Origin of the sequence: Alcaligenes sp. DN25 (assembly GCF_023674485.1) — a bacterium.
GTDB lineage: Bacteria > Pseudomonadota > Gammaproteobacteria > Burkholderiales > Burkholderiaceae_B > Alcaligenes > Alcaligenes phenolicus.
The window spans coordinates 2637806-2659783 of sequence record NZ_CP098408.1 but is presented as its reverse complement, the minus strand read 5'-3'; the positions used below and the strand labels follow the sequence as shown (position 1 = coordinate 2659783).

Here is a 21978-nt window from a genome sequence, read left to right as displayed (position 1 = left end):
GCCGGTTTTTCTGAGAAAGATTATTCTACTTTTGTCTGTAATCCTGGAAAACTTCCCTGTATGTATGACTTAAATGACATGGTGCTGTTTACCGAAGTGGTACAGCGTGGCGGCTTTAGTGCTGCTGCCCGACACTTGGGCATGCCGCCATCGCGAGTGTCGCGACGTCTTAGCCGTCTTGAGGCTGAAGTCGGTGTGCGCCTGCTGCAACGCACCACGCGCAGCCTGTCTCTGACCCCTGCTGGAGAGGTGTTCCTGCGCCATTGCCAAGCCATGCGTGACGAGGCCGAAGCTGCGTATTCTGCGGTGGCTCAAGTGCAGCAAGAACCGCGTGGTCTCTTGCGTATCAGTTGCCCGGTCACCTTGGCCCATACGGTCTTGTCGACCGTGTTTGCACAGTTTCTGATTCGCTACCCTCAGGTTGAGCTGGAGGTGGAAGTCAGCAACCGGGTGGTTGATCCGGTGGCGGACGGGATTGATGTGGCTTTGCGAGTGCGCAGCACCTTAAGTGATAGTGCGAGCTATATCGTCAAGCGCCTGGGTGAAACAGGGGCGATTCTGGTTGCTCAGCCTGAACTGCTGGCGCGTTTTGATCCGGTGCGCGGCCCGGCTGATTTGGTGAAATTGCCCACGGTGGCCATGTCGGCCCGACAAGGTCAAAACGAATGGGAGCTGTATGGTCCCGAGGGCGCCAGCCTGACGGTAACGCACAGGCCGCGCTATATGGCCTCGGATTTGCTGACGTTGCGTGAAGGGGTGGAGCAGGGCATAGGCGTGGGTATCTTGCCCGACTATATGTGTTGCGAGGCCTTGAAAGCTGGACGCCTGGTGCAAGTATTGCCACAGTGGGCGCCCTTGCCGGGGATTATTCACGCTGTGTTTGCTTCCCGCCGAGGCATGGCCCCGGCGGTCCGACATTTTCTGGATTATCTGGGTGAGCAACTGCCGGTGCATCACCCCAAAATTTAAGTGATTCAGCGGGCGGTGGCTGCAAAGGGGCAACTGCTTTGTGCGGGCAGAATGGCCCAGTTCAGATCAATCATGGGACTGCGCTCGGAAGACCAGCGCTGCTCGGCCTGCCCCTTGATAGGAGCTTGCTCGTACAGCTGGAACAAGGATGCAGGAGGTTTCCCACGGGTCTGGATGCTGTAAACAATCAGAGCGCCGCATTCCATATCCTGCGGTAGTGTCAGCCAAGGTGAAGCAGCCGGGTCAGCATCAATAAAGACCATCACATCCTGGCCGGCATGAACGGCAATATTGCCGCCTAGCCAGGTATCGGCTACGACGACTTTAAGTGGGATGCCGGGCATGTGTTCGTTCCAGATGGCTTGCATTTGGGCAGATACTTCCGGGCCGGGGAAGGTGGAGCGAGAGTCCCGACCTTTATGCCAGGCCAATGGGCCACGAGCCAAGGCGTAGCCCGATGCCAGCAATATCTGCAACACGATCACAATAATAGCCACGCGCCGCAGCTGGATCTTGTCCTTGCCGTGCATGAGCCAAAGAGCAAAAAAGCCATACAAAACAAAAAAAGTGGTGGCCCAGGAAGCGACCAGACGGGTGCCCATGATGGCTGAAATCAAGACCGTGCTGATGATGGGAGTCAGGCCCACCCACAGCAGGAATTGCTTGTCGCTGCGGGAAATATCATCGGCATAGTGTTGCTTGTTTTGCAAGGCCGTGTCGGATGGGGCCAGCTTTTTCCTGGCGCGACGATTCCAGATGCCCAGCGCAATCATGGCCACAACCATGGGGCTTAGTCGCCCCAGCTGGTCCAGGCTAAACGCCAGCAGTTCCTTGTAGGCCTCCCAGCGGGTATGTGTTTCCAGCGAGCCGTCCATATAGCGGAAGGGGGCGAAGTCGTGCTTCACCAGCCAGTACAGATGGGGCGACAAGACCAGCACATAGGCAAGCAGGGCCAAGCCCAGCCCTATCCAGGTCTGCCGCTGACGCCACATACCGCTGCGCAGGAAATACAAAAAGAAGGCGGTGAACAGAATCACGGCACTGTATTTGGTGACCGTAGACAGCGCAGCGACGGCGCCCAGCCATAACCAGTCTGCGGGTTTCTGGTCGCGGCTGGCGCGATAGAAAAACCAGGTCGCGGCGGTTACGGACCACAGTTGTGCCGTGTTGTGATTAAAAATGGTGCCGCGCAAGGAAAAGTAAATACTGACAGAACTGATCAGCAAGACCATGAAGGCGCGTTCGGGGTTCAGGAATTCGCAGGCCAGTTTCCAGATAAACCATAGCCCCAGCACCGAAGCTGTCATGCCCGCGGCAAAGGTCAGCCATGCCGGGCGTCCGACTACGCTGGTCAAGGCGGCCATCACCCACGCTGGAAAGGGGGGATGCTTCAAATAGCCCAGCTCGAAACTGGCCGACCAGACCAGTTCTTCCATGCCGTCCAGATCGGGGGCTTTATGGCTAATCGCCATCAAAACGGTCCACAGCAAAATCATGAATAACAGATACAGCAGCACATAGCGCTGGTAGGTGTTGGGCTGAGCCGATGCTGGATTTTGGGCGGTCATGCGTCTGGTGAAAGCGTGAAAATAAGCAAGTGTACTTCTTGTGCGTTGAAAAGCCCCGATTGGACAGGCGTCTTAATCTGGGCTACGATGCGCTTCGTCATTAGGGAGTAGCCGCTTCGGTTTACCGAAGATCAGCGTCAACATACTTGACCTACACAGGGTCATGGCGCTGATAGCAACTTAGCCTGGCAAGACTTTTGACCATGGACCTTCGCGTTTGGCCGGGAGGGTTTGTGGTCATCTGTCTCTTATCCGGCCAGGAGTTGTTATGGAAGCGTTGTTTATCTCCACGGGTGTGGTTGCCTTGGCAGAAATTGGGGACAAAACCCAGTTGTTGGCCTTTATTCTTGCAGCCCGCTATAAACGCCCTTGGCCCATCATTCTCGCTATTTTCATAGCAACCTTAGTTAATCACGGTCTGGCTGGCGCCATTGGTGCTTGGGTTCCCGCTTTGCTGGATCCGGAAGTGCTGCGTTGGGTGCTGGGTATTTCCTTTCTGGCCATGGCCATCTGGATTCTGATTCCTGACAAGATCGATGATGCCGAAGCCACCCGTACGCGTTTTGGTGTTTTTGGCACCACGCTGGTGACATTCTTCCTGGCCGAGATGGGCGACAAGACACAGATTGCGACGGTCGCTTTGGCTGCTAAATATCAAGAGTTCGGTTTGGTGGTGCTGGGCACGACCTTGGGCATGATGTTGGCCAACGCACCTGCCGTTTTGTTTGGCGAGCGCATTGCCCGCCGTTTGCCGACTCAGTTGGTACACCGGATTGCTGCCTGTATCTTTGCCGTGCTGGGTGTGCTGGCCTTGTTGGGAGGGGCTGAAAGCCTGGGCTTTTAGCGAACTCAGGTACTGGATGCCAATTGTCGTAGTCGGCCTGGGTGGGCCGGTTTGCGACGAGCGGCGTCCATTTTCACAACCGGGGCCAGGATCAAGGGGGCAGCAGAGCGAGTGGGTGGGTGGGTATGTGCACTTTCTCCATGATTCAGGACACTGATAGCCTCTTGCAGTTCGGCCCCATTCTGGTTCAGTTCCTGCGCTGTTTCACTCAAGTCATGGACCAGAGCGGCATTGTCGCTGGTGATTTGGTCCACCTGTTTCAAGGCCTGGGTCAACTGGCCCAAACCGATGCTCTGCTCGCTGGTGGCAGCAGAAATCTCACCCATCAAACCCGCAACCTCAGACACGGATGTCAGGATTTCCTGCATGGTCTGCCCCGCATGGGCGGCGTGGGTGGCACCTTCAGCACTGAGGGTTTGGGTTTCGGTGACCAGTTGCTTGATTTCATCGGCCGCTTGAGCCGCTTGCTGAGCCAGCGAACGCACGGCAGAGGCAACCACCGCAAAGCCTTTACCGGCCTCTCCGGCGCGGGCCGATTCAATTGAGGCGTTGATCGACAGGATATTGGTCTGAAAGGCGATGTTATTGATCATCGACACGATATTGCCGATATGCTGCGAGCTTTCCAGAATCTGCTGCATGGATGAGCTGACTTTCTGAACCGCATCGTTCCCGCGACCCGCGATATCCGCGCTGCGGCTAGCCAGTTCGTGGCTGGCCTTGGCGTTTTCCGCGGTCTGTAGAACGGCTTGCCCAAAGGAGCTCATACTGGCAGTGGTCTGCTGCATGGACGCCGCTTGCTCTTGAGTGCGTGCTTCCAGCAGGGCGCTGTTATCCGAGAGTTTGCGTGACACCATTTGATTGTTGCTGCAGCTATGGTCCACGTCGGTACTAATGCTCATCAGGCTCTTACGCATCAGATCCAGATTCTGGCCCAGCGTTTCCAGCTTCTTTACAGCGGGCCCGCGTGTGTTGACTGTCAGGTTGCCTGCGGCAATTTGTTGGGCGATGTGCGTGGCCGTTTTAAACGATCCCAAAACCCGTCGCATCAGCACGGCCTGATAGCCCAAAATCATCAGTGTCCCCACCCCCAGAGAACTGGCCAGGAGGATCATGCTTTGCTGTGGCATTTCCGTATTCAGGATCATGGCAATAATCCCGCCGGTAATACCCAGATTCAACAGGCCTTTTCGTAAAAAGGCGGCCAATAAACTGGGACCAGCCAGGAAACGAAGGCCGGCAAAAGGGCGACGCCAGCTGCGAGCCGTAATTTGGCCAGCGCGTATCGTTCGGGAACGATTTCGGCCTTCGCGCAATTCCTGATAAAACTGTTCAGCTGCTTGAATATCCTGAGGTTTTGCGCGCACACGAACCGACGCAAAGCCGGTTAATTCCCCTTGTTCAATAATGGGACTGGCATGGGCCAGGACCCAATAAAAACCGCCGTCCTTACGGCGATTCTTTACCACCCCCACCCACGAACGCCCCTGTTTTAAGGTATGCCACAAATCTGCAAAAACTTCGGATGGCATATCGGGGTGACGCACGATATTGTGCGGCTCGCCAATCAATTCTTCCCGACTAAACCCGCTCACCTCGACAAAGGCCGGGTTCGCATAAATGATGCGGCCGGCCAGGTCAGTTTTGGAAATGAGATATTGCTCGTCCAGCAGCTCGGTTTCGATGCCGGTAATTGGTAGGTTCTTGCGCATAGCCTTTCCCTTTGTATTTTTGTATCAGCAAAAGACTCGAGATAAACGGATCAATTTCTTGTTGTGAATTTTCGTGAATAGTATCATTTGATTCGTTTTTTATGTCTAAAAATAAAAAAATGATAATCAAATGAAAATTTTTGTCACAAAAAGATCGAAATTGAAAAAATTGATCCTGGCTGATAAAGGGCAGAGGACGTGCTCAGGAGGGCAGGTACTGGGCGTGGAAGGCTTCGCTGAGCAGTTGCAGGAGCAGGGCAATGGGAATGGGCTTGGTCAGGGCTGTTGCTTTGCCGGGCAGACCGCCACGCGCGTGAATATCGGCGGCGCTCAATGCAGAAATCACATAAATCTGGGTATGTTCGGTTTCAGGGGCATCGGCCAGCGCCTTGAGCATGGCAAAACCATCCAGTTTGGGCAGGTTCAGGTCCACGATCAGCACATCGGGGTAGAAATTGCCGGCAGCAATCAGACCTTTCAGGCCATCTTGCTCGCAGCGCAATTCGACCGGGAAGGGCAGATGTTCCATGGCCATGCGGTAAATCGCCAGCAAATCCAGGTCGTCTTCAACGACCAGTACGCGCAGGCAGGGTTCACCGCTGCAAACAGGTAGGCTGGGAGTGATCGGAACATCAGGCGTCGGGGGGCTGGTTTGCCCACGGCGCTCTTGCAAGATGGCTTGTACGGAATCGCGGTCGATGCGACGGTGCCCGCCTTGGGTTTTCCAGGCTTTCAGGGTCCCGGCTTCTACCCAAAGTTGTACGGTGCGTACAGACACACCTAGTAAATCAGCAGCCTGCCGAGTGGAGTAAACGGCGTCGTTCATGGAGTCAACAAAATGAAAGCAGGCCAGACCGGGGAAAGAAAGGCTATGGGCCCCGATGTAGCAGTGCAGAGTGTAGAGACGGTATTAGTAAGTACAGAAATACTACTAATGGCAATGGGAAGTGGCCTGTTCACGCCAAGTGATAGGCAGAGTATTCGACACACATGCTTCTAATATCTCCGATTTTCAGATGTTCATGCTTCATCAGGGACTCACTTCAATCGGGCGGGCCTGTGAACCTGGACTCGCCTTGCTGATTTTACGCGTATCCCTTGCGCTGTCGTGTTACCGGACGGGCCCAGTGTGGGGAGCTGAACACACTTATAAGTGTTGATGTTACGGGCGGGTCCGGGCGGTGCTCGGCTTGTCGGGCCAAGAAAAACGGTGTTAGCACCCTAGCACTTGTTTTTATCGTTAGTCTTGATCCTGGTCAGTCTTTATGAAATAAATAGGAATCCATTTTGTACAAGCCCCCTTGTTTCCTCAAAGAAAATTTATGCGCCTTATGATAAGGCCGTTTCTGCCGTTAAGCAGTATGGGCGGTGGTTTTGGAGTAAAACTTTTAAAAAGTACTAATCCCTTTCTTATTGTTCCGCCTGATTGTTATGAAATTTCTTTATTAGGCGATTAACCGTTTTTTCACCCAGGCTGATGCAAAGGCATTGGCAGATCAGTAATCCCATCTAGAAAAATGCTTGGTTTATCCGCTGGACTGGATTTTTGTCGCATGGAGATTGAAACCACACTGAGGCAGGCTTGGTGCTTGTTTTGGGACGAAAATAGGGGATTGGCTTGTTGCTCACACTATTTACCAGTTTTTTGATCGGGCAACGTTTGTTTGACCGAGCGAGCGTGCTTAAATGGCCGGGACAGGCTTATGAAAAAGCACATCGCTTTGAGCAAATGCTGGATGCCTTGCCCGATGCCATTGTCATGTTCGATTCCTGTGGGCGAATTGAGGGTTGTAATCGGGCCATGCGGCGTTTGCTGGATACGCCGGAATTGGCCAATGACAACGATGATTTAATCGATTTTTTCCAGAATCTGGAAAAGGGAATACGGGCAGATTTAGCGTATTTGCTCCCTGGGATTAGTCGGGTTATTAACCGCGAAAAAAATCCTTTTTACTATGTGCACCGGGATGGGGAAGGGGAACAGGCCCGCGCCCTGGAGTTTCATGCCTATGCGGCCTCCGATTCAGACAGCGCAACTTTGTTGATGATTCGCGATGTCAGCACAAAAATGCAACAGGAGCGCGATCGTGCTGACTGTTTTGCCATGGCTGCCCATGAAATACGCTCCCCGCTGGCCGCCATCAGCGGCTATATCCAATTGCTGCAACTGGAGACAACCCCGTCAGCCTGGGCTAGCAAGATCTACTCTCAATTACATGAAAAGGTTCGTGGCGTTGATGTGCTGCTGGACGATTTGACGCGCTTGAATCGCATGGAGTATGAGGGCACGAGCATGCAGGAATGGCGCGAGTCCGATTTGCGTGCCGTGCTGCGCCTGAGTCTGCGCCCCTTTCACGAACAGCGCCACCGCATTTACCTGGATGTGCCCGAGTATGGCTTGTGGGCCAAGGTGGATATCGTTCCTTTATTGGTGGCTTTGCGCAATGCGCTGGAAAATGCCCTGAAGTACTCCGCGCCGGACACCATGGTGACCCTGCGCTTGCAGCCGGGCGAAACCGGTTGGGCTCGGATAGAGGTCCTGGACCAAGGGCCGGGAATTGATCCGCTCTATAAAGAGAAGGTCTTTGACAAGTTCTATCGCCTGCCCGGCCAACAGGTGCAAGGAAGCGGTCTGGGCTTGTCCATTTTGCGCTCGATTGTTCACCACCACGGGGGCAGAGTCTATTTCAAGGACCGTCCGGGTCCAGGAGCGCATTTGGTCATGGAATTGGTTCTGCTGCCTTCCGCGTCGTATATACCTTAATCTTCCCTTAAATAGGGTTATTTTCATATATTTAAGTTTGATATAAGGTACAATTTGCGCTCTTTTCGATGAAGCGAGGTGATCGCCATTCCAGGTGCACCTCGCTTTGAAGTTTTTACGTTGCGGTCGTCTCGTTGGTAGGGAGCGCAAAATCTGTTAAAGGAGCACACGATTATGCAAGGCTTGCACTTGACCGCAGACCTTTACCAATGTGCATGCAGCCCGGAGCTGCTGATCGATGCCCAGAAACTGGCGGATTTTTGCCGTCAGCAGACTATTGATGCAGGGCTGACGATTGTTGGTGAGGAGTGGCAGGCATTTCCCGAATTTGAAGGGCAGCCTGGTGGTGTTACCGGGGTACTGTTATTGGCCGAGTCTCACTTGGCCATCCATACCTGGCCAGAGCGTGGTGGCGTGACGCTGGACGTTTATGTCTGCAATTTCATGCAGGACAATTCCGGCAAGGCGACCCGCCTGATTGACGGTATTGAGCAGGCTTTCAAGCCCGGCCAAGCCCAGCGTAATCGCTTGTGGCGTGGCGAGGCTGATGGACCGGCCCATGCTGGTGAACTGCTGACGGAAAACCTGAATCAGGATGCGCTGTACGGCTTTCGCTTCACCGAGCGCTTGCTGGAGCGCCAGACTGCTTTTCAGCGTCTGGAGTTGCTGCGTTCCGAAACCTTGGGTAAGACCTTGCGCCTGGACGGTTGCATGATGACTTCCGAGGCCGAAGAATTTTTCTACCACGAAGGTCTGATTCACCCGGCCGCTATGTCTCACCCGAATCCACGTCGTGCCCTGATTGTGGGCGGTGGGGATGGTGGAGCCCTGGAAGAACTGCTGAAGTACCCCAGCCTGGAGCGAGTCTCTCTGGTTGAGCTGGATGGGGAGGTGATCGAGGTGGCCCGCGAGCACTTGCAGTCCATTCACAAGGGGGCGTTTGATAACCCGCGTGTACAAATTCAGATCGAAGACGGCGCGAAGTTCCTGGCCAATACACAGGAACGCTTTGACTTGATCTATCTGGACCTGACCGACCCCGAAACTCCGGCCGGTCCCTTGTACACGACTGCCTTTTTTGAGTCCTGCAAACGTGCGCTGGCAAGTGGTGGTGCTTTGGTATTGCACCTGGGTTCGCCTTTCCACGAAAGTCAGCAAGTCAAGAACCTGAGCGAATCCCTGGCCAGTGTGTTTGCACAAGTGCATGGCTACGGTCTGCATATTCCGCTGTACGGCTCTTACTGGGGGCTGGCAATTGCCTCCGACGAGCTGAACCCGCGTGCTTTCTCCGCCGAGCAAATCCAGGAACGACTGGAGCAGCGTATGAGCAGCGAGAACCAGGATTCCCTGCAGTTCTACAACGCTGATATTCATGGTGCCTTGTTTGCTTTGCCTACTTTCTACCGCCGCCTGATGCCTGTGAATGAGGTCAATCTGGAAGAGGTCTGTTAAGCAGGTTCTGGACAGTTTGAGTCTGCCTTCGGGCAGATTTCGTGATGAAAAAGCCCCTGATCTTGTTAAGGTCAGGGGCTTTTTCTGTTCAGGGGGAAGCTGGATAGAGCCTTATTCCTTATCCGCCCCACGATAGCGCTGGTAAGGCAGGACGTTCCAGGTCCTTTTGGTCAACTGCTTGGCAGAAATCACGGTCGGAATATCATCCAGCAAGCTGCGGGCCGAATGCAGCTCGCGCACGACTTCCTGCTTGTCCTGATACATGAACTCGTCCGAGGCTTCTTCCGGTGCTTGCTGCTGCTTTTCTTCCAGATCGCTGATCAGACGCTCTTGCTGGAAGCGCAGGGCAGCACGCGCATCCTCAATCCAGGCGGCTTGCATGCTGCGGTTGTGATCCACCACGGCGCTGTACTCGGTGTACACCCCGTTGTAGATATCTCCCGCATGGTGCCGCACGTCGTGGCTGGCGATTTCCAGATCGCGCACCGTCAGCTGAGATGGATCCAGCGGTTCACTACGCTTGGCCCCGCCCAGACGGGTGTACTGGGTGTAGTAGGGGAACATGCTTTGGATAACCTTGCTGACAGGCTGGATGGCTTCGCCTTCCTCGCACAGTCCTTTGGGCTGCACGCCTTGCATGGCCGGCAGAATGGATTCAGGGCGGCAAATCTCCTTGGGCGGCATGATGCCGTGACGCAGCATCTCGCGAATGCCGGTGCCGGAGATGGTCAGCCTGAAGCGATCATCGTGCGGGCAGGTCTCGGAAGTGGCATGGCAGGCGCAGCGTGTGCAATAAAACACTTCATGGAACAGGCGCACATCAATGCCCATTTCCTTGGGGCTGAACTGATCGAAAATGCTGTGGCTGGCGTACTTGTCGTAGTAACTGCCAATCCCGGCGTGATCCCGACCAATCAAGGCGTGGGTGCACCCATAGTTCTTCATGATCAGGGCATGCAAAATGGTTTCGCGCGGACCCGCAAAAATATAGGTGACCCGCAGCGGCGAGAGGATGGCACGGTCCTTGGGGTAGTAGGTATCCAGTACGTTTCGGTAGGCCATCATGCGGAACTCGTGGCGCACGTATTCACGCTTGGCCATCTCTACCAGTGGCTGCAGGAACAGGCCATCAATCCCTTCCAGCGCATTGCGGTGAATGTACTCGTGGCCTCGGTGCAGCGGATTCGCACCGGTGATAAAGCCTGCCACGGAATTGAATTTCTTTTCTTCGTAGAACAGGCGCCAGGTGTCTTTGGGTTCGCGGCGCAGCTTTTCGAACGGGCCCCAGTCCACACGCTGCAGCAGGTGCAAGGTCCCGCCTAGGGACACATCGCCCATGCGGCGGTAAATGGAGTCCACACCGGGGTGATTTCTGTCCGTGGTGCCAAACAGTTGCTGAGCGCGCTGCTCCTTGTCGTAGGAAAAGATGTCCTCGATGCTCAGGATGGCTACCGGCTCGTTGTCGCTATTGGTCAGCGCCACTTCAGAGCCGACCGAAAGTCCTTTAATAATGTCGCGGTTGCGATCGCCAATCGGGGCGAAGCTCAGCGGCACAGGCCACACCACACCATTACTCAAACGACCCTCTTTGAGCACGGAGTTGTAGTCGGCCTCGTTCATGAAGCCTTTGTTGGGGGAGAGCACGCCCGTAGCAATCATCTCGATGGTGATGACGGCTTCCAGATCCACGCGGATGCTGGGCAGGGTGCGCGCACGTTCGATCTCGTCCTTGACGCGATCCTCCGGGACAACCTGGTTGACCAGCGTTCCACCGTGCGGTTGCTGTGGATAGCGATCAAAGTTCAATGTTGAGTGGTTCATATTGCCTCCTTTAATTTGCCCCGCGTGACGATGAAAGATAGTTTTTTTGTCGGGGCGTTTTTCGTTTGTGAGTGATAGATGAGTTCTGGACTGGGGCAGTGACTCCCCGGTTTCAAACGCTCTATTTCTTCTTGTGATGCCAGACGAAAGCTCTTCGTCCAAACAGGTGATGCAGCGCTGGCTTGCATACCGCCAGCGCATCGTTTTGCTGCGGTCGTTTGATACGGCTTGACGACAGGGATGCAGGCAGTGTGTCGGGTGTGTCGGCGGGTGAGGTGATCTTTACCGTGGCCCATGATGCTGCAGGTGCTGCTTGCTCCAAGCGCTCTGCCCTGAAACTTAAATTGGGTATAGGTGATAAGCCCTAGTTTTCCTAGGCCAGATCCTGCTGGAACTGTCTTAGTATTACTCACAATCGCGAGAAAAATCATCGCGTTATACCAAAGTAGGAGACAGTGCAGATGACGCCAGCTTGGGTGGTGTTGGCCTCGTTGATTTACGCCGCAATTTTGTTCGCCATTGCCTGGTTCGGGGACAGGAATCCTTTGTATACCCAGCGCCCCTGGTTGCGACCTACGGTCTACAGCCTTGCCTTGGCTGTGTACTGTTCGTCGTGGACGTTTTACGGCGCGGTCGGGTCGGCGGTGCGCTATGGCATTGGCTTTCTGCCTATTTATCTTGGCCCCATGCTGATGCTGCTGTTTGGCTGGCGGATTATTGAACGCCTGGCGCTGGTGGCTCAATCCCAGAACACGGTTTCCATTGCGGACTTCATGGCCAGTCGTTATGGGCGCTCGCAGCGCTTGGCGGCCATGGTGGCGGGGATTGCCGTGGTGGCGGCCGTGCCGTATCTGGCCCTGCAATACAAGGCGGTGGCCTTGAGTTTGAGTGTGCTGGCCGGGACCGAGTTTCACGCCGGGCTGTTTGGTGATCCGGCCTTGTATGTCGCGATTTTGATGGCCTTGTTTTCTATTCTGTTTGGAACACGCCAGGTGGACGCGACCGAGCATAGACCGGGTTTGATGCTGGCCGTGGCCTTTGAGTCCGTGGTGAAACTGGTGGCCTTGGTGGCGGTTGGCCTGTTCGCCTTTCGCTGGTTTGGCAAGACTGAACTGAATATGGTGGGGGCCGTCAGCACACTGTTCGAGAACAGTCCGCCGGTGGGTTTTGTCGGTCAAACCTTGCTGGCCTTTGCCGCGATTATTTGTTTGCCCCGTCAGTTCCATGTGGCCATTGTGGAATGTGGGGACGTGGTGGATATACGGCGGGCGCGCTGGTTGTTTGGGGCGTATCTGCTGGTGGTCAGCGTCATGGTCTTGCCTATTGCCGCGGCAGGAGTCAGCCTGTTTGGCGTCGGGGGCGAGGGCGTGGCACCGGACAGTTTTGTGCTGGCCTTGCCCCTGTCGCAAAACCAGGTTGGCTTGGCCTTGATGGTTTACATAGGCGGTTTTTCAGCGGCAACTGGCATGGTCATTGTGACCAGCGTGGCGCTCTCAACCATGGTCAGTAATGACTTGGTGATGCCTTTGTTGCTGCGTCGTGGCTGGGCGCAGTATCAGCAAAGTACGGTGGCTTCCACAGTGCTATGGATACGCCGTGTCGCCATCATGGCGCTGGCGGGTGTGGCTTACGGCTATTACATGCTCAGCGGCAGCGATACGACCCTGGCCGCGTATGGGCTGATGGCTTTTGTGGCGGTTGCGCAGTTTGGGCCGGGCTTGATTGGTGGTTTGTATTGGCGCGGTGCCAGTCGACAGGGCGTAGAGGCCGGACTGCTATTGGGCTTTGCCATCTGGGTCTATACCTTGCTCTTGCCGACGCTGACCGAGGTGGGCTGGCTGGCGGATGATTGGTTGTATCACGGGCCATTTGGCCTGTCCTGGCTGCGCCCTTATCAACTTTTTGGCGTAGAGGGCTGGGACCCGCTGACACATGGCACTTTCTGGTCCCTGCTGTGCAATATCAGCGCCTTTTTGTGGGTGTCCTGGCGCCGGCGTCCGGGCTTGGGAGAGCGCTTGCGGGCCGAACCGTTTCTTAATCCTTATGCGGAGCGGCAGACCTTGGCGGCCCGTCATTCTTATGGGGATTTGTCGGTACAGGATTTGCTGCTTTTGGCAGAGCGTATCGTTGGTAAAAAAATGGCGAAGCGGGCTTTTGAAACGCAGGCCAGACAGGCCAAGCAATCGCTGGAGCCTGGTTTGCGGGCGGATAGTTCCTGGGTGCATTTCACGGAGCTATTGCTGGCAGCTGCGGTGGGGGCCGCGTCCGCGCGCCTGGTGCTGACCAGCGCCTTGCGTGGTTCGGGCATGGAGGTGGCTGCCATCATGGCCGTGCTGGATGAGGCGGGGCAGGAACTGCGTTTCAATCGGGATATTTTGCTGGCCACCTTGGAGAACATTGATCAGGGTGTCAGTGTGGTGGATGCGGACATGCGGCTGGTCGCCTGGAACCAGCGCTATCAGCAGTTATTCGATTACCCGCCCAGCATGTTGTACGTGGGAAGATCCGTGGCGGACCTGATTCGCTTTAATGCCGAGCGGGGCAAGGTCGATGGCGTGGAAAGCATAGGGGTGGAACAAGCCATAGAACGTCGTATTCAGTTCATGCGCGAAGGCTCTTCCTATGTGACTCAGCGTATGTTGAATGACAAGCAGGTGATCGAGCTGCGGGGGCGGCCTTTGCCGGGCGGCGGTTATGTCACCAGCTATAGCGATATCACGCACTACAAGCGCGTGGAGCGCGAGCTGCGGGAGATGAACGACAGCCTGGAGCAGCGTGTCGCGGTGCGTACGCAGGAGGCGGAAAAAGCCCAGGAGTCTCGTACCCGATTCCTGACGGCTGTCAGCCACGATGTGCTGCAACCGATTAACGCGGCACGTCTGTTTGCGTCGGCCTTGCGCGATACGCATGACCTGGCGGAGATGCCCAATCTGGCCGAACGAGTCGATACCTCTTTGCGTACGGCGGAGGAATTGCTGGAAGGCCTGCTGGATATTTCCCGTCTGGATGCCGGAGCCTTGAAGCCGGATCTGGGCGTGATCAATGTGCAGCATTTGCTGCAGCATTTGGCAGACCAATACGCTCCTATGGCTGCACGACGTGGTATCCAGTTGCGGATTCATGCTCGACCTTTGCAGGTGTATAGCGACCATCGTCTGTTGCGGCGCGTGTTGCAGAATTTCCTGGCCAATGCCTTGCGCTACACCCAGGAAGGACGAGTGGTGTTTGGCGTGCGGGTCCGGGACGAGGAGCTGGAGTTTCAGGTCTGGGACTCAGGCCAGGGTATCCCGCCACATCATATTCAGCAGATTTATGCGGAGTTTCATCGCTATGAACAAGCCTTCGATTGGGATGGCCGTGGCCTGGGCTTGGGCCTGTCCATTTGCCAACGTATTGCGGTCTTGTTGGGGCATACGCTGGATGTGCGATCCGAAGTGGGGCGTGGCAGCATGTTCTCCATTCGCGTTCCTTTGAGTCATGCTACGCAGGCCAGCAGTCAGCAAAATAACGAGTCCAGCAAGCCTGCCGATGGCTTGCCTTTAACAGGCTTGCGTGTGCTGTGTCTGGATAACGATCTGGATATTATTGCGGGTATGGAAGTGCTGCTGGGGCGTTGGGGAGCACAAATTATCACCGCCAATACGGTAGATAGCGCTTTGGAGAAAATTGCCTTGAGTCCCGATGTCTTGCTGGTGGATTATCACTTGCATGATAGGCTGGACGGCTTGCAGGCACTGCAACTATTGCGTTTGCATCTGCCTCATGCGCAAGGCGCTTTGTTGACGGCGGATGGTAGCGACGAGCTGAAAGCAGCGGCTCGACAATATGGTTATCTGGTGCTGACCAAGCCGGTAAAGCCCGCTTCGCTGCGAGCTTTTCTGACCGCGCAAATTAAAACGTATTAGCGTCCTGGGATTCGTCCTGGTTCAGGCCAAGATGACTGGCCATCAAGACGGCCTGAGTACGATTGGAAGCACCCAGCTTGCGCAGGATGGCCGTCATGTGTGCCTTGATGGTGGCTTCCGAGACATTCAGTTCGTAGGCAATCTGTTTGTTCAGTTGCCCGGTGCTGAGCATTTGCAGCACGCGAAATTGCTGCGGTGTCAGCTCGCGCAATTTCGCCGCGACCTCCCGTTCGTCCAGGCTGATGCCCGGAGAGGAAGAGCCGATTTCCGGCAACCAGGTGCCACCATCCAGAACCACCTGCAGGGCTACGCCCAGCGTCTGTGCATCAATGGATTTTGGGATGAAGCCCATGGCTCCGTGATCCATGGCGCGGCGCATGAAGCGGGCCTCTTCATGGGCGGTGACCAGAATGATGGGCAGGGATGGGTAGGTCGCGCGTAAATGGACTAAAGCGCTGAAACCGATTGCCCCTGGAATATCCAGATCCAGCAAGAGCAGATCGGCGTCAGGATGGTCGTCGACCAGGGGATACAAATTGGAGATACGATCCGCTTCGTAGATGGCCGTGCCGGGAAACAGGCTGGCGACGACGCCTCGTAACGCCTCACGAAACAGGGGGTGATCGTCAGCAATGAGCAGTTCATTCATGTGGGGATTATGCCATGTTCAAGTATCTGTAATGGTGCCTGCCAGGATGAGCTGCCTATCAGTAAAAACAGGGCACCGAAATGCCCTGTTCTTGTTCCTGCGTGCTGATTACATCAGCATGAAAAGTGTGTTTAGTGAGCGCTGGCGCTGGCAGCACCAATGCCGGTTTGACTGCGTACGGTCAGAGCCTCGAAGGCTTCGCGTTCCTTGGCAGCGCGGGCACTGTTGTCCAGGGTTGAGAACAGCCAGATCGAGAAGAAAGCCAGCGGAATGGACAGGATGCCAGGGTTAGGGAAGGGGGTGATGGGCTCGGCAAAACCGAAGACATCCACCCACACGGTGCTACTCAAGACCACCCACACCGTGGCGGTGACCAGGCCCAGAAAACCGCCAATGGTGGCACCACGCGTGGTGCAGCCACGCCAGGCAATCGACAGCACCAGGACCGGGAAGTTGGCACTGGCTGCAATGGCAAAGGCAAGGCCCACCATGAAGGCGACGTTCTGGTTTTCAAAGATAATGCCCAGCAAAATCGCCAGCACGCCCAACACCACTGTGGAGATACGCGAAATGCGCATCTGGTCTTTCTCGGTGGCGCGGCCTTTGGCAATGACGTTGGCGTACAGGTCATGAGAAATGGCGGCGGCACCGGCCAAGGCCAAGCCTGCAACCACGGCCACAATCGTGGCGAAGGTAACTGCTGCCAGGAAGCCCAGCAACAGGTTGCCGCCTACCGCATTGGCCAGGTGCACCGCCACCATATTGGTGCCGCCAATCAGGTTGGTCAGCATATTGAAAGAGCCGTCCGGACCCGTCTGGAAGTACTCGGGATGCTGGACCAGCAAGGCAATCGCACCGAAACCGATGATGAAGGTCAGCAGGTAGAAGTAGCCAATAAAGCTGCTGGCGTAGATCACGGATTTGCGGGCTTCCTTGGCGTCCGCCACAGTGAAGAAACGCATCAGGATATGGGGCAGACCTGCGGTACCGAAGGCCAGCGCAATACCCAGGGACAGCACGTTCAGCGGGTTGCTGCTGACGGCAGCGCCGGGCTCAAGAATGGCGTGTCCGGTGGGGTGTGTTTCCACGGCGGCGGCCAGCATGGCATCGACATCCCAATAGAACGCGGCCAAAACCAGAACAGTCATCAAGGTAGCACCGACCAGCATCAGCACGGCTTTGATGATTTGTACCCAAGTGGTGGCCGTCATGCCGCCAAAGGTGACGTAAATCATCATCAGCGAACCCACAATCACCACGGCCACGTTGTAGTCCAGACCAAACAACAGCACGATCAGCTTGCCAGCACCGACCATTTGCGCGATCAGGTACAGGGCGATGATCAATAGGGAGGCACTGGCCGCCAGAATCCGCATGGGGTTTTGCGACAGGCGAAACGAGGTGACGTCGGCAAAGTTGTAGCGGCCCAGATTGCGCAGGCGCTCTGCAATCAGGAACATCACAACCGGCCAGCCGAACATGAAGCCGATGGCGTAAATCATGCCGTCGAAACCGCTGACGTAGACCATGCCCGCAATCCCCAGGAAAGAAGCGGCGGACAGATAGTCCCCGGCAATTGCCAGGCCGTTTTGAAAGCCGGTCAAACCGCCACCGGCGGTGTAAAAGTCGGACGTGGTGCGTGTACGGCGGGCCGCCCACCAGGTAATGACCATGGTCCCGGCAATAAAGATCAGGAACATCACAATGGCAGAGGTATTGGCCTGGCCGGAAGAGGCTGCCATGGCATTGCCACTGGCCATGCCAAACAGGCCCAGGCTCAGAAGTAGTTTCTTCATGTCACGTCCTTCATGATTTGAGCCAGCAAGGGGTCATACACCTTGTTGGAAATGTAGACGAAGGTGGACACCAGGACGACGGCACTAATGAGCACAATGGCGGCGCTAAGTACGCCAATGGTCATGGTCATGGAGCCGACAGAACGGCTGAAAAGTTCGGGGTCAAAGGCCAGGGTCAAGATAAAACCGGCGTACACAATCACGGTCAAGCCGAAAAAAATCAGGCTCATGCGGTTGCGTCTTCTAAGCAGTTCTTGATAGGCAGGGTGCTGAGTTACTGCCGTCACGACAGTATTGGCTGAGCTCATTCTTATGTCTCCTTATGGGGTTTGATGATTCTTGGCATCGAGGCTCTCTAAACACGGCGTGTACAGAGAGTTGGCGCTTGAGGGCGCTCTGTGTACAGCATGTATAGAACGAATCAACTTTTCCCAACAGGCGACTTTGGTCGTAGATGAGGGAGGAGAAGGCTCTGATTTTGGAGCCTTGGTTTAGCTGGGCGGGGCAAATGATGCAGGAGACGCACAGGCACAAGAGCTGGTCTCTTCTGCTCTGAGTAGCTTGCAGAGCTTGAGAAGGGAGTTTTTTGTTAGTTCAAAACAGCGCGTCAGCGGTGGCCAGTTCTTGTTCTGATTCATCACGGCGATCAGCGCCACGTACTTTCAGTATTTCGGACAGCAGCAGATGAGACAGGCTGGCAACGGCCACCGAATTATCAGGCAGCGCTTCAGGCCCAGGCTGGCAGGGAAGGGACCAGCGGGTCTTGGGCCGCTCTTTGTAATCCTGGTCGGTGATCAGCACGATGTCCGCACAGCGTGTTTCCAGGCGTCCGATCAGCTCCGGCATTTGGCTGGGGCGTGGATGCAAATCAAAAACAATCACGACATCCTGGTGCTGGAGGTCGGCCAAGTAGTCTGAGACGGTTTGCCCCGCTCCGGGGATAAGCCGTACGCCCGGCATGAGTTTGGACAAATGCCAGTAAAAATGCCCGGCCAGAAAGTAGTTTGCCCGCAAACCCACCAGCCAAACCTGCCGCGCACGGCTGATGGCTTGACTGGCTTCCTGCAGAACAGAATGGGACAGATGCCGATAGGTATTGCCCAGTTTGCTATAGCTTTCCTGCAAGTGTGAGTGCAAGGCGGCCTCGCCCGGAGATAGCGGCTGGTGGACCGAGGTGAAGGAGTCATCCGTTCTTTCCGTGCGAATCTGCTTGCGTGCCGCTTCGTAGTTGGCGTATTCCAGACGACGGATCAGACGTGTGACAGTGGCATTGGAAACTTGGGCCAGACTGGCGAGTTCCGAGGCGTTGTAGCTGGATAAATCACCCGAGAAATCCAGTGTGAATTGGGCCAGACGTCGTTCGGAAGCGGGGAGATCACTAAGAATGGCGCGTACACGATCAAGAAAAGAGATGTTGCTGGTGTCTGGCATGGTGCGGGGCATAGCCCTGTTTTTTTGATTCAGGAAAAGCGGGTGCGGCGGGGAACCAATTGTGGTTCCTGTGTTCGGGCAGGGAATTTCTAGTCCACATCATACCTGAGTACAAGATGCGTTTAATTTCCCTGAAAACCGTTTAATTTTGACTCTGTTTGACTGCTTGTGATTGATTAATCAGCAGTATTTTTTCCGAAAATGAATTAGCCAATAGCTTTGAAATAATCCTGTGCGGCGATCAGGGCATCTGTAAAGGAACCGTGTACAAACTCCGTGCTGATCGCCACCATCAAGTTCGAGGGCAGGCCAAAGTCTTCGATCAGCGCACCATTGCGATCACGCCAGATCTGGCTGGCCGGGTCCAGCACAACTGGGCTGTAGTGCTCGCGGACGGTGTCCAGAACGGTATCGGCGGTAGAGCGGTAGGTAAAAACAGGCAGGCCCTGGGCTACGGCGTAACCGATTTCAAAAGCAGTGCCGGTATCAATCTCTGCGCCTCGAAAGGGCGTGATATTGGCCAGAACCGCATCGGCTTGGTCAAGCAGACGAATATTGTGGTGGTAGATAGCCGAGGCCTCGATCTCTTCCTGATCAACGGGATGCAAGGGCTTGAAGCCAAAGTCTCGTACCAATTGCTTGTGCAGCTTGGCACGCTCGGTGGCATCGCTGAAAAACACATCAGGACCCGCTAAATAGATACGCTTCATCTTGGCTCCTTGTTGATTCGGGGTGAAGGGAAATCGTGCCGGTTCAGGCTGGGCTGCTGGCCGCTGGGGCAAACCGGAGTTTGTGAGACATGGCTGTTCTGAACCCGTAGCAGGCTATTCGTGGTGGCCATCTGAATGATGATATACGATCCCATCAGCCTGAACATGGCGCTGGGTGAAAGGACCTGGCACGGGTTTGCGGTTTGTCGTTTGGCGTGTTGCTCTAGCGTCACGGATGGTGAGGTGCAGTCTTGTCGTAGACAAGACTGGCTTGCAGCACATAAGAAAAAGGGACCGATTCAGGTCCCTTGTTTTCCTTGGCGGTTGCGATCTTCAGTTGGAATTACCGCGTCGATACAGACTTAGCGCAATACCCAGACCTGCCAGCATGCCAGCACAAGCCCGGTTCAACCAACGCATAGCCTTGCCGGAAAGCAGCCGCATGGCGTGATGGCCACCCACGGCGTAGACAGTCATTAAAGCCATATCAATCAGGGCTGTGACCAAGGCCAGCGTGATGTACTGAACGGCAATCGCTTCTTCCGGACGAATGAATTGCGGCAAAAATGCAGAGAAGAACAGCAGCGCTTTAGGGTTGGACAGGGCAACCAGCAAAGATCGCAGAAAAGCCGCGCGACCCGTCCGAACTTTTTCTGTGGGGGTGCCTGTCTGGATAGAGCTGACCGGAGCGTGCCAGAGACCATAGGCCAGATAGAGCAGATACGCCGCACCTATCCATTTCACCACTGTGAAAAGCTGCTCGGAGGCAAGCAGCAGCGCGCCCAGTCCACAGCCGACGGCAGCAATCAGAATCAGGTCCGAGAGCGCCGCACCCGCAATACCGCATGCTGCGATCCGTTTGCCGCCATGTGCACCATTGTTCAAGGCAAGCAGCATGGTGGGGCCCGGCATGATAGTGACGGCCGATACTGCAACGATATACAGAGAAAGGCTGGCTAAATCCACGAAGATTCCTTGGTAAGAGTCTGATTGCAGAAGCATTGAGTGCCTGCACACTCAAGCATGGCGGCGGGTACTTGGGCTGAGGCAATCAGGCGTTGCTTGATCGGCCTACAAAAAAGGCCAGCCTGAATGGCTGGCCCCTTGTGCGTCAAGATATCAAATCAGGCACGGCCTGGTTCGAGTGTTGCCGCAGCGGTAAACAGCACGTCGGTCGAGGAGTTCAAGGCCGTTTCTACCGAGTCTTGTACCACTCCAATCACAAAGCCAACGCCAACCACTTGCATGGCGACATCGTTGGAAATACCGAACATATTGCATGCTAGTGGAATCAGCAGCAAAGAGCCACCAGCAACGCCCGATGCACCGCAAGCGGCAATGGTAGCCACCAGGCTCAGCAGCAGGGCGGTAGGCAGGTCAGCCGGGATTTCCAGTGTGTGCACCGCAGCCAGCGTCAGGACGGTAATCGTAACGGCAGCACCGGCCATATTGATGGTGGCACCCAGTGGAATTGAAACCGAGTAGGTGTCCTTATGCAGGCCCAGGCGCTCGCACAAAGCCATGTTCACAGGGATGTTGGCCGCAGAACTGCGGGTGAAAAAGGCTGTGATACCGCTTTCACGCAGGCAGGTGAATACCAGCGGGTAGGGGTTGCGACGAAGCTTGGCAAACACGATCAAGGGGTTGACGACCAGAGCCACCACCAGCATGCAGCCTACCAGCACAATCAGCAGCAGCCCGTATTGGCGCAGCGCATCAAAGCCCGATTCAGCAATAGTGACTGCCACCAGACCAAAAATACCCAGCGGCGCAAAGCGAATGACCAGGCGCACCAAGGACGACACGGCATTGGCCATATCGGTCAGCAGGTCGCGAGAACCTTGCGAGCCGTGTTTCAGCGCCAGACCCAGAGCAATAGCCCAGGCCAAAATGCCCATGTAGTTGGCATTGAGCAAGGCATCAACCGGGTTCACCACAATGCTGGTCAGCAGATCCAGCAATACCTCAACGATATTGCCAGGAGGGTTCAAGGTGGCATCGGCCAGATCCAGCTTGAGCTTGACGGGGAAGGCGAAGCTGGCGATCACGGCAATCAGTGCAGCCAGGAAGGTGCCCAGCACGTACAAGAGCAAAATAGGACCCATGCGGGTGGAGGACTGGGCTTTTTGGTTGGCAATGGAAGACATCACCAGAACAAACACCAGAATCGGCGCAACCGACTTCAAGGCAGAGACAAATAATTGGCCCAGCAGGGCGATCGAGTGCGCGGCATCGGGAGCAAAGCGTCCCAGCAAAATACCGGCGATCAAACCGATCACAATTTGAGTAACAAGACTGCCGTGCAGGATAAAGCCTAATGGGCCTCTGGCTTGGTTGGCGGGATGGGCCATGAAAAG

The 21978-nt window shown here is 55.5% G+C and carries 16 protein-coding genes and 1 riboswitch; of the genes, 5 read left to right on the top strand and 11 right to left on the bottom strand.

Going from position 1 to position 21978, the window contains the following annotated elements; genetic code table 11:
* Positions 1-60: 60 nt before the first annotated feature.
* Positions 61-969, top strand: a complete 909-nt coding sequence (locus NBV64_RS12400; RefSeq protein ID WP_009456252.1) for a LysR substrate-binding domain-containing protein — start codon at positions 61-63, stop codon at positions 967-969.
* Positions 970-974: 5 nt separating this feature from the next.
* On the opposite strand, the gene NBV64_RS12395 is transcribed toward NBV64_RS12400, so the two are convergent.
* Entirely contained in the window at positions 975-2537 is a 1563-nt protein-coding gene (locus tag NBV64_RS12395) for a glycosyltransferase family 39 protein (RefSeq protein ID WP_250755886.1), read from the bottom strand.
* Between the two features lie 90 nt (positions 2538-2627).
* A riboswitch (yybP-ykoY riboswitch) is annotated at positions 2628-2805 on the top strand.
* Here NBV64_RS12395 and NBV64_RS12390 point away from each other — a divergent pair.
* Positions 2806-3381 (top strand): TMEM165/GDT1 family protein, encoded by a 576-nt coding sequence (locus NBV64_RS12390; protein WP_009456260.1) that lies wholly within the window; start codon positions 2806-2808, stop codon positions 3379-3381. It begins immediately after the preceding riboswitch.
* A 5-nt stretch (positions 3382-3386) separates the two neighbouring features.
* Here NBV64_RS12390 and NBV64_RS12385 read toward each other — a convergent pair whose 3' ends face one another.
* Together NBV64_RS12385 and NBV64_RS12380 are read right to left on the bottom strand one after the other, a co-directional pair.
* Positions 3387-5093, bottom strand: a complete 1707-nt coding sequence (locus NBV64_RS12385) for a methyl-accepting chemotaxis protein (protein WP_009456262.1) — start codon at positions 5091-5093, stop codon at positions 3387-3389.
* 202 nt (positions 5094-5295) lie between these two features.
* Positions 5296-5919, bottom strand: a complete 624-nt coding sequence (locus tag NBV64_RS12380) for a helix-turn-helix domain-containing protein (RefSeq protein WP_009456265.1) — start codon at positions 5917-5919, stop codon at positions 5296-5298.
* Positions 5920-6714: 795 nt separating this feature from the next.
* On the opposite strand from NBV64_RS12380, the gene NBV64_RS12375 reads away from it, so the two are divergent.
* A complete protein-coding gene (locus NBV64_RS12375; RefSeq protein WP_250755885.1) occupies positions 6715-7857 on the top strand; it encodes a sensor histidine kinase in 1143 nt (380 codons plus the stop codon).
* A gap of 174 nt (positions 7858-8031) precedes the next feature.
* Entirely contained in the window at positions 8032-9309 is a 1278-nt protein-coding gene (speE, locus tag NBV64_RS12370; RefSeq protein ID WP_250755884.1) for a polyamine aminopropyltransferase, read from the top strand.
* 111 nt (positions 9310-9420) lie between these two features.
* Here the strand turns inward: speE and NBV64_RS12365 are convergent, their stop codons facing one another.
* The gene (locus tag NBV64_RS12365) at positions 9421-11130 is read right to left on the bottom strand and encodes a sulfate adenylyltransferase (protein WP_035272635.1); all 1710 of its coding nucleotides are present in this window, start codon (positions 11128-11130) and stop codon (positions 9421-9423) included.
* A gap of 461 nt (positions 11131-11591) precedes the next feature.
* Between NBV64_RS12365 and NBV64_RS12360 the strand changes: the two genes are divergently transcribed.
* On the top strand, positions 11592-15035 hold the full coding sequence (locus NBV64_RS12360; RefSeq protein ID WP_250755883.1) for a hybrid sensor histidine kinase/response regulator: 3444 nt from the start codon (positions 11592-11594) through the stop codon (positions 15033-15035).
* On the opposite strand, the gene NBV64_RS12355 is transcribed toward NBV64_RS12360, so the two are convergent.
* The 7 genes from NBV64_RS12355 to sstT all read right to left on the bottom strand — a co-directional run bounded on the left by NBV64_RS12355 (position 15022) and on the right by sstT (position 21972).
* A complete protein-coding gene (locus NBV64_RS12355) occupies positions 15022-15684 on the bottom strand; it encodes a response regulator transcription factor (RefSeq protein WP_009456278.1) in 663 nt (220 codons plus the stop codon). The genes NBV64_RS12360 and NBV64_RS12355 overlap by 14 nt on opposite strands.
* Before the next feature lie 131 nt (positions 15685-15815).
* Positions 15816-17480, bottom strand: coding sequence for a cation acetate symporter (locus NBV64_RS12350; protein WP_250755882.1), 1665 nt, complete (start codon positions 17478-17480; stop codon positions 15816-15818).
* Entirely contained in the window at positions 17477-17788 is a 312-nt protein-coding gene (locus NBV64_RS12345; RefSeq protein ID WP_009456280.1) for a DUF485 domain-containing protein, read from the bottom strand. Before NBV64_RS12345 ends, NBV64_RS12350 begins: the two co-directional genes overlap by 4 nt.
* Positions 17789-18074: 286 nt before the next feature.
* Complete coding sequence (locus NBV64_RS12340; RefSeq protein ID WP_250755881.1) at positions 18075-18923, bottom strand: MurR/RpiR family transcriptional regulator; 849 nt, start codon at positions 18921-18923, stop codon at positions 18075-18077.
* Between the two features lie 194 nt (positions 18924-19117).
* On the bottom strand, positions 19118-19621 hold the full coding sequence (locus NBV64_RS12335) for a nucleoside 2-deoxyribosyltransferase (protein ID WP_009456284.1): 504 nt from the start codon (positions 19619-19621) through the stop codon (positions 19118-19120).
* A 333-nt stretch (positions 19622-19954) separates the two neighbouring features.
* Positions 19955-20587 carry a LysE family translocator gene (locus NBV64_RS12330; RefSeq protein WP_031232457.1) on the bottom strand — a complete coding sequence of 211 codons (633 nt, stop codon included), beginning with the start codon at positions 20585-20587 and terminating at the stop codon, positions 19955-19957.
* 158 nt (positions 20588-20745) lie between these two features.
* Entirely contained in the window at positions 20746-21972 is a 1227-nt protein-coding gene (gene sstT / locus NBV64_RS12325) for a serine/threonine transporter SstT (RefSeq protein WP_009456287.1), read from the bottom strand.
* Between the last annotated feature and the right edge of the window lie 6 nt (positions 21973-21978).

Coding starts and splice junctions, on each gene's coding strand:
- NBV64_RS12400 (WP_009456252.1), top strand. CDS start 61: ATGTATGACTTAAATGACATGGTGCTGTTTACCGAAGTGGTACAGCGT.
- NBV64_RS12395 (WP_250755886.1), bottom strand. CDS start 2,537: ATGACCGCCCAAAATCCAGCATCGGCTCAGCCCAACACCTACCAGCGC.
- NBV64_RS12390 (WP_009456260.1), top strand. CDS start 2,806: ATGGAAGCGTTGTTTATCTCCACGGGTGTGGTTGCCTTGGCAGAAATT.
- NBV64_RS12385 (WP_009456262.1), bottom strand. CDS start 5,093: ATGCGCAAGAACCTACCAATTACCGGCATCGAAACCGAGCTGCTGGAC.
- NBV64_RS12380 (WP_009456265.1), bottom strand. CDS start 5,919: ATGAACGACGCCGTTTACTCCACTCGGCAGGCTGCTGATTTACTAGGT.
- speE (WP_250755884.1), top strand. CDS start 8,032: ATGCAAGGCTTGCACTTGACCGCAGACCTTTACCAATGTGCATGCAGC.
- NBV64_RS12365 (WP_035272635.1), bottom strand. CDS start 11,130: ATGAACCACTCAACATTGAACTTTGATCGCTATCCACAGCAACCGCAC.
- NBV64_RS12360 (WP_250755883.1), top strand. CDS start 11,592: ATGACGCCAGCTTGGGTGGTGTTGGCCTCGTTGATTTACGCCGCAATT.
- NBV64_RS12355 (WP_009456278.1), bottom strand. CDS start 15,684: ATGAATGAACTGCTCATTGCTGACGATCACCCCCTGTTTCGTGAGGCG.
- NBV64_RS12350 (WP_250755882.1), bottom strand. CDS start 17,480: ATGAAGAAACTACTTCTGAGCCTGGGCCTGTTTGGCATGGCCAGTGGC.
- NBV64_RS12345 (WP_009456280.1), bottom strand. CDS start 17,788: ATGAGCTCAGCCAATACTGTCGTGACGGCAGTAACTCAGCACCCTGCC.
- NBV64_RS12340 (WP_250755881.1), bottom strand. CDS start 18,923: ATGCCCCGCACCATGCCAGACACCAGCAACATCTCTTTTCTTGATCGT.
- NBV64_RS12335 (WP_009456284.1), bottom strand. CDS start 19,621: ATGAAGCGTATCTATTTAGCGGGTCCTGATGTGTTTTTCAGCGATGCC.
- sstT (WP_009456287.1), bottom strand. CDS start 21,972: ATGGCCCATCCCGCCAACCAAGCCAGAGGCCCATTAGGCTTTATCCTG.